The 13,121-nt window shown below is 73.2% G+C and carries 9 protein-coding genes; 5 read left to right on the forward strand and 4 right to left on the reverse strand.

Annotation, left to right across the window (positions count from 1 at the left end; translation table 11 throughout):
• Both ACFP3V_RS00815 and ACFP3V_RS00820 read left to right on the forward strand, forming a co-directional pair.
• Positions 1–733, forward strand: a 733-nt coding sequence (locus tag ACFP3V_RS00815) for an FtsX-like permease family protein (protein ID WP_380578525.1), incomplete at its 5' end; no start/stop codon positions are given.
• A complete protein-coding gene (locus ACFP3V_RS00820; RefSeq protein ID WP_380578527.1) occupies positions 730–1,695 on the forward strand; it encodes an ABC transporter ATP-binding protein in 966 nt (321 codons plus the stop codon). The genes ACFP3V_RS00815 and ACFP3V_RS00820, both read left to right, overlap by 4 nt.
• A 227-nt stretch (positions 1,696–1,922) precedes the next feature.
• Here the strand turns inward: ACFP3V_RS00820 and ACFP3V_RS00825 are convergent, their stop codons facing one another.
• Positions 1,923–3,074, reverse strand: coding sequence for a dihydrofolate reductase family protein (locus ACFP3V_RS00825; RefSeq protein ID WP_380578529.1), 1,152 nt, complete (start codon positions 3,072–3,074; stop codon positions 1,923–1,925).
• A gap of 171 nt (positions 3,075–3,245) precedes the next feature.
• Between ACFP3V_RS00825 and ACFP3V_RS00830 the strand changes: the two genes are divergently transcribed.
• Genes ACFP3V_RS00830 through ACFP3V_RS00840 form a run of 3 tightly spaced genes read left to right on the forward strand, consistent with a single transcriptional unit; the run spans position 3,246 to position 9,901 of the window.
• Positions 3,246–6,314 carry an efflux RND transporter permease subunit gene (locus tag ACFP3V_RS00830; RefSeq protein ID WP_380578531.1) on the forward strand — a complete coding sequence of 1,023 codons (3,069 nt, stop codon included), beginning with the start codon at positions 3,246–3,248 and terminating at the stop codon, positions 6,312–6,314.
• Positions 6,311–6,745 carry an efflux RND transporter periplasmic adaptor subunit gene (locus tag ACFP3V_RS00835; protein WP_380578533.1) on the forward strand — a complete coding sequence of 145 codons (435 nt, stop codon included), beginning with the start codon at positions 6,311–6,313 and terminating at the stop codon, positions 6,743–6,745. Before ACFP3V_RS00830 ends, ACFP3V_RS00835 begins: the two co-directional genes overlap by 4 nt.
• A 3-nt stretch (positions 6,746–6,748) precedes the next feature.
• Positions 6,749–9,901, forward strand: a complete 3,153-nt coding sequence (locus tag ACFP3V_RS00840; RefSeq protein WP_380578535.1) for an efflux RND transporter permease subunit — start codon at positions 6,749–6,751, stop codon at positions 9,899–9,901.
• Here the strand turns inward: ACFP3V_RS00840 and ACFP3V_RS00845 are convergent.
• The 3 genes from ACFP3V_RS00845 to ACFP3V_RS00855 form a co-directional block, all read right to left on the reverse strand.
• Positions 9,891–10,796 (reverse strand): RNA polymerase sigma-70 factor, encoded by a 906-nt coding sequence (locus ACFP3V_RS00845; protein ID WP_380578536.1) that lies wholly within the window; start codon positions 10,794–10,796, stop codon positions 9,891–9,893. The genes ACFP3V_RS00840 and ACFP3V_RS00845 overlap by 11 nt on opposite strands.
• 69 nt (positions 10,797–10,865) lie before the next feature.
• Positions 10,866–12,068: an NAD(P)/FAD-dependent oxidoreductase gene (locus ACFP3V_RS00850; protein ID WP_380578538.1), complete on the reverse strand. Its 1,203-nt coding sequence runs from the start codon at positions 12,066–12,068 to the stop codon at positions 10,866–10,868.
• A 75-nt stretch (positions 12,069–12,143) separates the two neighbouring features.
• Positions 12,144–13,121 (reverse strand): TolB family protein (locus tag ACFP3V_RS00855; protein WP_380578540.1); only part of this gene is annotated, 978 nt, incomplete at its 5' end.

Genomic DNA, 13,121 nt, shown 5'->3' on the forward strand with positions numbered 1-13,121 from the left:
GCGCCTGGACTCGCTCTTCGGGCCGCTGAACGTCCACGTGGTCGGCACGATCCCGGCCACACCGGCCGAGGAGGTGAACGACTTCCTGGTCATCCCGGCGGCCCCGGCCCTGGCCGCGGAGAAGGCCCGCTTCGGCGTCGCGAACGGCCCGAGCACCCTCCTCGTCACCGGCCCGGTCCGGGCCGCCGACCTGCGCGCGGTGGTGGCCCGGGACCACGGCGCCGCCGACACGGCCCTGCTGCTGCTCACGGAGGAGCGCGCCGCGCTGGTCGACTCCCCGCTCCAGTCCGGCGCGACCGGTCTCTACCTGGCCTCGGTGCTCGCGACCGGGGCACTGTGCCTGCTGGCCGTCCTCCTGTCGCTGCTGCAGGCGGCCCCCGAGCGCTCCCGGCTGCTGGCCCGGCTGCGCACCATGGGGCTGACGCCCCGTCAGGGGTACGGCCTGGTGCTGACCGAGTCGCTGCCACTGGTGCTGCTGGCGGCGGTCGCCGGGACGCTGCTCGGCCTGGCCGGCATCCCCCTGCTCGGCTCCGCCGTGGACCTGTCCGCGCTCGCCGGGACCAGGTCGGTCACCGCCGTGGGCGTCAGCAGCGGTCTGCGCACCGACGCACTGACGGCGCTCGGCCCCGGAGCGGCACTGCTGGTGCTCACCGCCGCGGTGATCGCCGCCGAGGCCGCACTGATCGGACGGCGCCAGATCGGCGCCCAGTTGAGGGTTGGAGACTCCGCATGACCACCCCGTCCTCCGCACCGTCCCCGTCCTCGCCGCCGCCCACGCTGGAGGAGCTGCGCGCCCGGGCCGCGGCCGAGCGCGGCCGGCCCGCCTACGGCCACGACGCGGTCATCGCCTGCGACCGGCTGGTCCGCATCTTCTCCACCGACGGCGTCGAGGTGCAGGCGCTCCAGGGCCTGGACCTGACCGTCGCCAAAGGGGAGTTGATGGCCCTGGTCGGCGCCTCCGGCTCGGGCAAGTCCACGCTGCTGCAGATCCTGGCCGGGCTCGACGTCCCGACGGCGGGCCGGTCCACGGTGGCCGGCAACGACCTGCTCGCGATGGACGCCAAGGCGCGGCTGCGGTACCGGCGGGAGGTGGTGGGCTTCGTCTGGCAGCAGACGGCACGCAACCTGCTGCCCTTCCTGACCGCGCGTCAGAACGTGCTGCTGCCCATGCAGCTGGCGGGCGGCCGTCCCCGCAGGGAGCGCGCGGCCCGGGCGGACGCGCTGCTGGAGCTGCTGGGCGTCGGCGACTGCCGGGACCGGCGGCCCGAGCAGATGTCCGGCGGACAGCAGCAGCGGGTCGCGATCGCGGTGGCCCTGGCCAACGAGCCCTCGGTGCTGCTCGCGGACGAGCCCACGGGCGAACTGGACTCGGAGACGGGCGCGCAGATCTTCGAGGCCTTCCGGAACGTCAACACGGAGCTGGCCACGACGGTCGTCATCGTCACCCACGACCCGATGGTGGCCGGCGAGGTCCGCAGGACCGTCGCGATCCGCGACGGACGCGCGGCGTCCGAGGTACTGAGGCGTCTGGCGACGGACGCGGACGGCCAGGAGGCGCTGGAGGAACGCGAGTACGCCATGCTCGACCGGGCAGGCCGGGTCCAACTCCCCCGGCAGTTCCTGGAGGCGCTGGGCATGGAACATCGCGTGGGCCTCGAACTGGAGTCGGACCACATCGGCGTCTGGCCGGAGTGACGCCCCGTCAGGGGGCGGAGCCCCCAGGGGCGCGAGGAATCCCCCACCCTCCCCCAGCCTTCGGCCGGGGGCACCCCCACGGCGGGAGGTGCCCCCTGCGCGACCAACCCACCACTCCGGGAGGTTCGGCCGCAACGTTCGGCATCCACGTGGGTGGGTGGCCGGTCGCGCTGGGGCACCTCCCGCCCGAAGGTGGAGGATTCCTCGCGCCCCTGGGGGTGGTGCGACTACAGGTGGGAGTTCACGGCGCGGGCCTCCTCGGCCAGTTGGGGGGTCTCCAGAACCGTGGCTCCCGCCGCCTCCAGGAGCTCCGCTCCCACGCAGTCGGCCACGAACAGCGCCGGTTCGCGCCAGGCCATGACGACGCGGGGGATCCCCGCGGCGCGGATCAGCTCGGCGCACGGGCGCGGGCGGGAAGCCCGCCTGCTGCACGGCTCGAGCGTGGAGTAGATCGTCGCGCCGCGCAGCCGCGGGTCGTCCGCGGGGAGCTTGGCCAGCGCCGCCTCCTCCGCGTGCACCGTGGGATCGCCGCCCTCGCGCGAGTAGCCGCGCGCCAGTTCCCTGCCGTCGGCGCCGACGATGACCGCTCCGACCGAGAACGCCGTCTCGGACGGCGGGCACTGCCGGGACAGGTCCACGGCCAGGCGCATCCACTCCAGGTCTGCGGCCGTGACCTTGCCGGTGGGCTGCACGGCGTACCGCAGCACGGCGATGTCGCCGAGCGTCTGAGTGCCCGTCAGGGTCATCCGGCGGCGGGCGCTCTGGGGGAAGGCGCCGGGGCCGGTGAAGCGCGGCGCTTCCGCCTCGCCGACGAAGAACGGCGCCACGGCCAGTTGGATCTCGTCCACCAGGCCCGAGGTCAGGAACAGCGTGTGCACCGTGCTGCCGCCTTCCACCATCAGCCTGCTGACGCCCCGTGAGGCGAGGTCGGCGAGCAGCGTGACCGGGTCGAGGGAGGGGCCGGTGGGAACGACCTCGGCCAGGGCGCCCAGCCGGCGGCGGGCGGTGCCGACGGCGGTGTCCGGGGTGTAGACGACCCTCGCCCCGCCCGTGTGCCAGAAGCGCCAGTCGGGGTCCAGCTCGCCCGAGCCCGACAGGGTGACCTTCAGCGGGTACTCCGGCAGGCCGCGGGCCGTCCGCTCCGCGCGCCGCTCCGGCGAGTTGACGAGCAGTCGGGGGTTGTCCGCGCGCAGCGTCCCCGCGCCGACGAGGATCGCGTCGCTCTCGGCGCGCAGCTGGTCGACCCGGTCCAGGTCCTCGGGGGTGGAGAGGACGAGACGCTCGGCCGTCGCGTCGTCGATGTGCCCGTCGAGGGACATGGCGGCGCTGAGCAGGACGTGGGGCAGCAGCGCGGGGGACGGGGCGGGCTGTTCGGTCATGAGTCGAGTCAACCGCACACCTGTCCCTCTTATGCCGCGCCCCACGTGTCGCTTCACTCCCTGTGCCGTAACGCTCACATAACGTTGTGGGTCAAGGTGCTCGCCCTAACCCGGGAAGGGCCGCATGGTGAAGTCCGACACTACGCATCGGGCGAGGCAAGGGGGGACCGGATGCGCTGGGTGATCAGTTCGAGCTTGCGTCTGGCCGCGGCGATCGTCGCGGCCGCGGTGCTGTTGCTGGCGGTGGGGGTGGGCCAGCTGCGGCATGCCGCGGTGGACACGCTGCCGGAGTTCCTGCCGCCCCAGGTGCAGGTGCAGACCGAGGCCCTGGGCCTCTCGGCGGCCGAGGTCGAGCAGTTGATCACGGTGCCGATGGAGGACGAGTTCAACGGGCTCGCCTACCTCGACCATCTGACCTCGCAGTCGATCCCCGGCCTATCGGCGATCCAGCTGACCTTCAAGCCCGGAACCGACGTCTACAAAGCCCGCCAGCTGGTCACCGAGCGCGTGGCGCAGGGCCCCGCCGTGGTCAACGTCGGCACGCCACCGGTGATGATCCAGCCGCTGTCCGCGGAGAGCCGGGCCGACATGGTGGCGCTCAGCTCGACCAAACTGAGCGCCATCGACCTGTCCACGCTGGCCCGTTGGCGGATCCGGCCACGGCTGCTCGCCGTGCCGGGCGTCGCCAACGTCACCATCTGGGGGCAGCGGGACCAGCAGCTGCAGGTGCTGGTGGACCCGGCCCGCCTCCAGGCCAAGGGGGTCAGCCTGACCCAGGTGATCAACACCGCGGGCGACGCCATGTGGACCTCGCCGCTGACCTTCGTGGAGGCCTCCTCCCCCGGCTCCGACGGCTTCATCGACACGCCCAACCAGCGGCTGTCGATCCAGCACATCCTGCCCATCCGCACCCCGGCCGACCTGGAGAAGGTGCCCATCGAGGAGACCCCGGCGGGCAGCAAGCTGCGGCTGGGCGACGTCACCACGGTGGTCACCGACCATCCGGCACTGCGCGGCGACGCGGTGGTCAACGGTGCGTCAGGAGCCGGATTCCTGCTGGTCGTCGAGAAGTCCCCGGGCGCGGACACCGCCGCGGTGGACCGGGGCGTGCGGGCCGCGATGGCCGAACTGGCCCCCGGCCTCAGCGGGGTCACCGTGGACACCGAGGCGTTCCGTCCGGCCAGCTACCTGGACGACGCGCTGACCGACCTGGGCTGGGCCGCGCTCGCCGCGGTCGTGCTGCTGGTGCTCTGGTTCGGCGTCGCCTGGCGCTCCTGGCGGGTCGCCGTGATCGCCCTGTTCGCGCTGGCCGTGCCCATGGTGGCCGCGGCCTGGATCCAGGAACTGCGCGGCAGCAGCTTCACCGCCCTGTCGGCGGCCGGACTGCTGGCCGGCCTGGCCGTGGTCGTGGACGACGCCGTCAGCGCCCTGGCGGCGGTGCGCAACCGGGCCGACCTGCCGGACGCGCTGCTGGCCGTGCGCCGGCCGCTGGGCTGGGCGCTGGCCGTGGTGCTGCTGGCCGCCGTGCCGCTGCTGCTGGTCGGCGGCGACAACGGGACGCTCACCCGCGCCGCCGTGTTCTCCTACCTGCTCGCGGTGGTGGCCGGCAGCTGCACGGCGCTGACGGTGACCCCGGCGCTGTGCTGGCTGCTGTTGCGCGGCGAGCAGCCCGCCCACCAGCCGCCGCCGCTGGCGCGGGTGGCGGAGCGCGCGGTGACCGCGGCCGGCGGCGTGCTGGTCCGCAGCACCGCCGGGGTGGTGGCCTGCTGCGCCGTGCTGGCCCTGGCCGCGCTGGCGATCGTCCCCCAGTTCGGGCCGGGCGGCCTGCTGCCGGACACCCAGGACCGCAACCTGGTCGTGCAGTGGACCGCCGCCCCGGGCACCTCGCTGACCGCGATGCGGGCCACCGCCGAACGCGCGGCCGCGCAGCTGCGGACCGTGCCCGGGGTGCACGACGTCAACTCCACCATCGGCCAGGCGCTGATGGGCGATCAGATCGTGGACGTGAACTCCGGGCAGACCTGGATCACCATCGGCTCCGGGGCCGACTACGGCGCGGCCAGACGCGGCATCACCCGGGTCCTGTCCGGCTTCCCCGGCCTGCAGCACCAGCTGATGACCTACGCGCAGCTGTCGCTGCGTCAGAAGCAGAGCGACAGCCGCGCGGTGACGGTCCGCCTCTACGGCACCGACTGGGGGCAGCTGCAGGCCGGCGCGCAGCAGCTGAGGACGACGATGGACCGGGTCCCGGGTGTCCACGGGGCGTCCTTCGCGCTGCCTGTGCAGGCGCCCACCATCACCATCGACACGGACGTGACCAAGGCCGCCGCGGTGGGCCTCAAGCCGGGCGACGTGCGGCGGACCACCGCCGTCCTCATCGCCGGTATCCCGGTGGGCAGTTACTACCAGCAGCAGCAGATCTTCGACGTCGCGGTGTGGAGCGTGCCCACGGCGCGGTCGAACCTCGACGAGATCCGCAACCTCATGCTGGACACGCCCTCCGGCGGCCACGTGGCGCTGAAGGACATCGCCACCGTCTCGGTCACCCCCGCCCCCGTGGAGATCGACCACGACGACGTCTCCCGCTACGTGGACGTCACCGCCTCCGTCTCCGGCACCGACCTGGACACCGCCCTGGACCGGGTCCGCGGCGCCGTCTCCGGCGTCGCGCTGCCGCTGGGCTCCCACGTCCGGGTGCTCAGCGGCCTGGAGACCGAGCAGTCCGACGCGCTGAAGCTGGTCCTGGCCTCGCTCGCCTGCCTGGTCGGCATCGGACTGCTGCTGCAGGCGGCGCTGCGCCGGGCCGGCCGCCGCAGTTGGACGCTGGCCGGAGTGCTGCTGCTCAGCCTGCCGCTGTCGCTGTCCGGCGGGGCGGTCACCGCGCTGATCGCCGGGCGCCACCTCGGCGCCGGGACGCTGATCGGCTTCCTGCCGGTCTTCGCGCTGGCCGTGCGCGGCGGCATGCTGGTGCTGCGCACGGACAACGGCGACGACGCCGTGTCGGCCGCCCGCGACGCCGCCTTCCCGGTGCTCGCCACCACCGTCGGCGTGCTGCTCGCGGTGCTGCCCTTCGCGGTCCGCGGCTCCGTCGCCGGCACCGAACTGCTCTACCCGGAGGCACTGGTGACGGCCGGCGGCGCGGTCACCACCGCCGTGGTCACCCTCGGTCTGCTGCCGGCGCTCGTCCGGCGCCGCCGTGCGGCCGAGCCGCGGACCGAGGCGCAGGAGGTGGTCCGGTGAGCAGCCGCCGGCTGCCGTCCGCGCTGCTGCTGGCGGCCGCCGCGCTGGCGCTGGCCGGGTGCGGCCCCAAGCACCACGCGGGCGCCGAGGAGGCCAACCCGGCCGCCCTGGAACCCGTCAAAGGCAGCGCGGTGCAGAAGGTCGTGCTCACCCCGGTCGCCGCCCGGCTGCTGGACGTGCGCACCGTGCCGGTCGGCCGCACCGGCGGCAGCCCTTCGGTGCCGCTCACCGCGCTGGTCTACGACCCGGACGGTGCCTCCTGGGTCTACGTCCCGGCGGGCGCCCGCAGTTACCTGCGCCGCTCCGTCACCGTCACCGGCTTCAGCGGCGACACGGTGCTGCTCGGCAGCGGACCGGCGGTCGGCACGCCCGTGGTCACCAGCTCCGCCGACGAACTGCTCGGCACCGAGTACGGCGTCGGGGAGGAGTAGGCCATGCTCATGCGCGCCATCGTCCGATGGAGCCTCAACTTCCGGTTCCTGGTGGTCGCGGCGGCCGCCGCCATGATGATCGTCGGCGTGGTGCAGGTGCGCGACACCGCCGTCGACGTCTTCCCGGAGTTCGCCCCGCCCCAGGTGGAGGTGCAGACGGAGAGCCTGGGCCTGTCCACCTCGGACGTGGAGAAGCTGGTCACCGTCCCGCTGGAGCTGGCCATGAACGGCATGCCCGGACTGGACCAGCTGCGTTCCACCTCGGTGCCCCAACTCTCGTCCATCGTCCTGGTGTTCAAGCCGGGCACGGACCTGCTGCACGCCCGCCAGCTGGTGCAGGAGCGGTTGTCCACGGTGCGGCCCACGCTGCCGCGCTGGGCCAGCCCGCCGGTGATGCTGGCCCCGGTCTCCGCCACGGCCCGCGTGCTGCAGATCGGCATGACCGCCGCTCCCGGCTCGAACCTCTCGCCCATGGAGCTGTCCCAGCTCGCCTACTGGAAGGTCAAGGCGCGGCTGCTGCGGGTGGACGGCGTCGCCGACGTGTCCATCTGGAACGAGCGCCCGCAGACCTTCCAGGTCCAGGTGGACCCGGCCAAGCTGAAGGCCCGTCAGGCCACCCTCGACGACGTCGAGCGGACCACCGCGGACGCCCTGGACTCGGGCGCGCTGCAGTTCTCCACCGGCGCCGTCGTCGGCGCGGGCGGCTTCGTCGACACCCCGTCGCAGCGCTTCCAGGTCGCGCACACCCTGTCGGTGCAGTCGCCGCAGGTGCTGGCGCAGATGCCGCTGGAGGACGCGGCGGCGAACGGGCAGCACGTCACGCTCGGCGACATCGGGACGGTGGTCAGCAACTACCAGCCGCTGATCGGCGACGCCGTGATCAACGGCAGACCGGGCATCCTGCTGGTGGTCGAGAAGCTGCCCTGGGGCAACACGCTCAAGGTCACCCACGGCGTCGACCAGGCCCTGACCGAGCTGCAACCCGGCCTGCAGGGCGTCCGGTTCGACACCCACATCTTCCGCCCGGCCACCTTCATCGACGACTCGGTGCACAACCTGCTGTCCTCGCTGCTGCTGGGCTTCCTGCTGGTCGTGGTGATCCTGATCCTGTTCCTGTTCGAGTGGCGGGTCGCGCTGATCAGCCTGGTCACCATCCCGCTCTCGCTGACCGCCGCGCTGCTGGTGCTGCGCGCCGTCGGCGCCACGGTGAACACGATGGTGCTGGCCGGCCTGATCATCGCGCTCGGCGCCGTGGTGGACGACGCCATCATCGACGTGGAGAACATCCTGCGGCGGCTGCGCATCGCCCGGCGCACGCCGGGCAGTGAGACGACCGCGCAGATCATCCTGCGGGCCTCGCTGGAGGTCCGCTCCCCCATCGTCTACGCCACGCTGATCATCGTGGCGGCGGCGGTCCCGGTCTTCCTGCTGCACGGCCTGACCGCGGCCTTCTTCCGCCCGCTCGCGCTGGCGTACGTGCTGGCGATCCTCGCCTCCATGGCGGTGGCGCTGACGGTCACGCCGGCGCTGACGCTGATCCTGCTCAACCGGGCACCGCTCAAGCGCTTCCAGTCCCCGCTGGTGCGGCGGCTGCGCCGCTGGTACGAGTGGCTGCTGCACCGGATCGTCGCCCGCCCGAAGGCCGCCTACGCGGCCTTCGCCGTGGTCGTGCTCTGCGGGGCGCTGGTGGCACCGCAGTTGGGGCAGTCGCTGTTCCCCACGCTCAAGCAGCGGGACCTGCTGATCCACTGGGACGCCATCCCGGGCACCTCGGACGCCGAGGTGGTGCGCACCACCACCGCCCTGTCGAACGAGCTCAAGGCCATTCCGGGGGTGGAGGACTACGGCGCCCACATCGGCCGTGCCAGGCAGGGCGAGGAGATCGTCGGCATCAACGCGGCCGAGGTGTGGATCCACATCTCGCCCAGCGTCGACTACGACACCACCGTGGACCGGGTCCGCCACGTCATCGACAACTGGCCGGGCCTGTACCGGGATGTGACGACCTATCTGAACGAGCGCATCGAGGAGGTGCTGTCCGGCTCGAAGCAGGCGATCACCGTCCGCGTCTACGGCCAGGACCTGACCTCGATGCGCAGCACCGCGCAGCAGGTGCTGCGCAAGGTCTCCTCGGTCAGCGGCGTGGTCGACCCGCACATGGACCTGTCGGTGAACACCCCGCAGATCCAGGTCCAGGTCGACCTGGCCAAGGCGGCCGCGGTGGGCCTCAAGCCGGGCGACGTGCGCCGCCAGGCCGCGACCGTGGTCGCCGGCCAGGAGATGGGCAACGTCTTCACCGGCAACCAGGTCTACGGCGTCTACGTGTGGAGCATCCCCTCGGCGCGGGCCGACGCGGGCGCCATCAGCGACATGCAGCTGGACACCCCCTCCGGCAAGCACGTGCGGCTGGGGGACGTGGCCACGGTCAGCCTGACCTCCGACCCCTACCTGATCACCCGTGAGGACAACTCCCGCTACATCGACGTCGGCGCCAACGTCCAGGGCCGCGACCTCGGCGCGGTCGTCTCCGACATCCGCAGGGACCTCGCCTCCGTCCCGGTGCCGCGCGGCTCGCACTGGACGCTGCTGGGCGAGTACAAGGAGCGGCAGCAGGCCCAGTCCAGCCTGCTGACCACGGCGGCGATCGCGGCCGTCGCCATCCTGATCCTGCTGCAACTGTCCTTCGGCAGCTGGCGGCTGGCCTTCCTGCTGTTCGTCACGCTGCCGATGGCCCTGGTCGGCGGAGTCATCGCGACCTGGATCGGCGGGGCGGAGATCACCATCGGCGCCCTGGTCGGCTTCTTCACGGTCTTCGGCATCGCCGCCCGCAACGGCATTCTGATGATCAATCACTGCCAGCACCTGGAGCAGCACGAGGACATGGACTTCGGGCCGGACCTGGTGGTCCGCGGCGCGAGCGAACGGCTCGCGCCGATCCTGATGACCTCCCTGGCGACGGGGCTGGCCCTGGTGCCGCTGGTCGCGGCCGGGAACCAGCCGGGCCGGGAGATCGAGTACCCGCTGGCCGTGGTCATCCTCGGCGGGCTCGTCTCCTCGACCCTGCTGACCCTCTTCGTGGTGCCGAGCCTCTACCTGCGCTTCGCCAGGAAGCGTCCCCGGCGGGGCCGTTCCGGCCCGGCGCCGGTCACCGCGTGAGCGGCGTCCCGGCGTCGCGGACCCGGGTGAGCTTGTGCGGGTTGCGGACGAAGTACAGGCCCGCGATCCGGCCGCCCTCCACCCGGGCCGCCATCACCCCGTCCAGTTCGCCGTCCACATGGACGGCGAGCGCCGGGGCACCGTTGACCAGGGCCGGACGGGTCGTGATCCGCCCGGGGTGCTTGGCGGCCCCGCCGATGATGAACCGGGCCACCTTGACCGCGCCGAGGATCGGCCGCAGCGCCGCCTGCTTGACCCCGCCGCCGTCGCTCAGCAGCACCACCTCGGGGGCGAGCACGTCGAGCAGCCCCTGCAGGTCCCCGGTCGCCAGTGCGCGCTGGAAGGACTCCAGCGCCGCCCGCGTCTCGCGCGCCGACACCGCGGCGCGCGGCCGCCTGGCGTCCACGTGCCCGCGGGCCCGGTGCGCGATCTGCCGCACCGCCGCCGGGGACTTGTCGACGGCGGCGGCGATCTCGTCGTAGCCGAGGTCGAACACCTCCCGCAGCACGAACACCGCGCGCTCGGTGGGCGAGAGCGTCTCCAGCACCAGCATCAGCGCCATCGACAGGCTCTCGGCCAGCTCCACGTCCTCGGCCACGTCCGGCGTGGTCAGCAGCGGCTCCGGCAGCCAGGGGCCGACGTAGGACTCCTTGCGGCGGCTGAGGCTGCGCAGCCGGTTGAGCGACTGCCGGGTGGTGATCCGGATCAGGTAGGCGCGCTGGTCGCGCACCTGGTCCGGATCCACCTGCGCCCAGCGCAGCCAGGTCTCCTGCAGCACGTCCTCCGCGTCGGCGGCGGAGCCGAGCATCTCGTAGGCCACCGTGAAGAGCAGGTTGCGGTGCGCGGCGAAGGCCTCCGTCGCCTGGTCGGTGGTGGCGTGGTCGTCCCTGTGCATCGCGCTGCCTGTCCCCTCCCGGCCGCTGCCGGCCGACACTCCGTCACCTCGCCCTGCGGACACCGCCGTTCAGATGATCGCCGAGGACGGCTCGGCCTGCGACCCGATCGCGGCGATCCGCTGCGGGCGCGAGGCGTCCCGCGACCACTCCCACTTCGCCGAACCGGGCTTGCGGGCCTCGGCGGCCAGTCCCTTCACGGTGGCCTGGCAGATGAACTCCTTGAGCCGGGCGGCGGGTCGGCCGCCGAGGTGGAACGCCTTCGCGGTGTCGTCCCGGCCGGCGTACTGGAAGATGCCCGCCTTCCGGCCCAGGCTGATGCACTGGCCCACGAAGCCCAGGGCGATCGGCGTCGGCCGCTCCCCGGCGACCAGGTGCAGCACGGTGTCGGCGGCGTGTCCGCCGAGCGGCCCGGCGGCCTGGCAGCTCATCCGGAAGGGCAGCCCGGAGGGGGCCGCGGAGTCGCCCGCGGCGACGATGCGCGGGTCGTCCACGCTGACCAGCGTCTCGTCGGTGAGCAGGCGGCCCAGGCCGTCGGTGCGCAGGCCGCTGCGCGCGGCCAGGTCGGGCACGCCGAACCCGGCGGTCCACACGGTCACCCGGCTGGGCAACCTGCGGCCGTCGGCGAGCCGGACGGAGTCGGCGGCCACGGCGGCGACCTTCGCGCCCGGGCCGTCGATCACGGTGACGCCGAGCCCGGCCAGGTGCCGGGCGACGGAGCGGCGGCCGCGCGGGTGCAGGTACGGGCCGAGCTGCCCGCCGCAGACCAGCGTCACCTGCCGCCCCTGCTCCGCCAGTTCGGCCGCGGTCTCGATACCGGTGGGTCCGCCGCCGACGACGGTGACCGCCGCGTCCGCGGGCTGGCCGTCCAAGGCGGCCCGCAGCCGCCGGGCGTCCTCCAGGCTCCCGAGCGGGTACCCGAACTCCCCTGCCCCGGGGACGGCCGGTTCGGCGGCGGCGCTGCCGACGGCGTAGACGAGGTAGTCGTAGCCGAGCGTCCCGCCGGAGGCAAGTTCCAGCTCCCGCTTCGCGGCGTCGATCCGGGCCACGCTGTCCACCACCAGCCGCACGGCCGGGGCGAGCACCTCCCGGTAGTCCGTCACCGCCTCGTGCGTCCCCGCCGCCAGCTGGTGCAGCCGGATCCGCTGCACGAAGTCGGGGCGGGGGTTGACCAGGGTGACCGTGACGTCCTGGCGCTGCGTCAGCCGGTTCGCCGCCGTCACGCCCGCGTACCCGCCGCCGATGACGACGATGTCGGTGCTGTTGCCGTTCATGAGCGCTCCTTCGTTGTCCCGAGTTCGACCTCAAGACACCGCGCCCGAGCGGACTGTGACATGACGTGACGGGGATCACCCTCGGACCGGGGCCGGCGCCAGCGCGTCGGCGATCAGTTTTCGGGCCCGGCCGCTGCCGTCGGCCGGGGCCGTCCACAGGTCGGTGCCGAAGTCGCCGGGGAGGGCGTAGGCGAGGGTGCGGTCGTCCAGCCAGACGGCCTGGTCGTCGATGCTGTGGGAGTCGGCGACCGGCGTCTCCCGCAGGGTGCGCAGGTCGAGGACGTACTCGCGCCAGGGTGCCGCGTCGGGAAGGCCGGGGACGCGCTTCTTGAAGGCGATCCGGGTTCCGTCGGGGGATAGCGAGGGGCATTCGACGTTCGTCAGCACGGTGCTGACGGTGCGTCGACTGATGCTGCCCTTGACCAGGTAGGTGCGGTGGCGGGTGCCGAGGGTGGCGTAGAAGGTGTCGTCGTCGGCGGCGAAGGTGACGCCCCAGAAGTTGTCGTCCACGGAGCGGTACTGCCTGCCGTCCATGACGATCGCGAAGTCCTCCAGGGTGGAGGTCAGTTGCCAGGTCCGGGTGTCGACGATCGAGGTGCGGGTGGAGAAGTTCGTGGTGGAGTAGGAGTCGCCGCCGACGAACACCGTCCAGGCGACGAAGCGTCCGTCCGGCGAGACCCGGGACCGGGTAGGGATGCCGGCCAGCGGGAAGGCGCGCAGGGTGTGCAGGCGGGCGTCGAGGACGAGCGCGCGGTAGGACTCCCGGAGTGCGTCGGGCACGGACTGCAGGCAGATGCCGGTCCCGCCCGCGGCGTAGAAGCGCAGGCACTTGACGCCGGACGCGGTGCGCGGGCCGGCGGGGTCGGCCGCGCTGACCGCGGCGAGTTCGTCGCGGTGCGGGCCCCACGCCATGTTCCGGACCAGGATCCGGCCGGGCTGAGTGAGCGTCACCGTCCCTGCGGTGACGACCGGTCCGCCCGCCCGGGGCCGGTTCCTCGCGTCGGCGCGGGAGGAGGCGTGCAGGACGAGGGTGGTGCCGAGGGCGGTGAGGGT

This window comes from Streptacidiphilus monticola, assembly GCF_042658505.1.
Taxonomy (GTDB): Bacteria; Actinomycetota; Actinomycetes; order Streptomycetales; family Streptomycetaceae; genus Streptacidiphilus; species Streptacidiphilus monticola.

Excerpts from the sequence above, each read along its gene's own strand:
- ACFP3V_RS00820 (WP_380578527.1), top strand. The coding sequence starts at position 730 with ATGACCACCCCGTCCTCCGCACCGTCCCCGTCCTCGCCGCCGCCCACG.
- ACFP3V_RS00825 (WP_380578529.1), bottom strand. The coding sequence starts at position 3,074 with ATGACCGAACAGCCCGCCCCGTCCCCCGCGCTGCTGCCCCACGTCCTG.
- ACFP3V_RS00830 (WP_380578531.1), top strand. The coding sequence starts at position 3,246 with ATGCGCTGGGTGATCAGTTCGAGCTTGCGTCTGGCCGCGGCGATCGTC.
- ACFP3V_RS00840 (WP_380578535.1), top strand. The coding sequence starts at position 6,749 with ATGCTCATGCGCGCCATCGTCCGATGGAGCCTCAACTTCCGGTTCCTG.
- ACFP3V_RS00845 (WP_380578536.1), bottom strand. The coding sequence starts at position 10,796 with ATGCACAGGGACGACCACGCCACCACCGACCAGGCGACGGAGGCCTTC.
- ACFP3V_RS00850 (WP_380578538.1), bottom strand. The coding sequence starts at position 12,068 with ATGAACGGCAACAGCACCGACATCGTCGTCATCGGCGGCGGGTACGCG.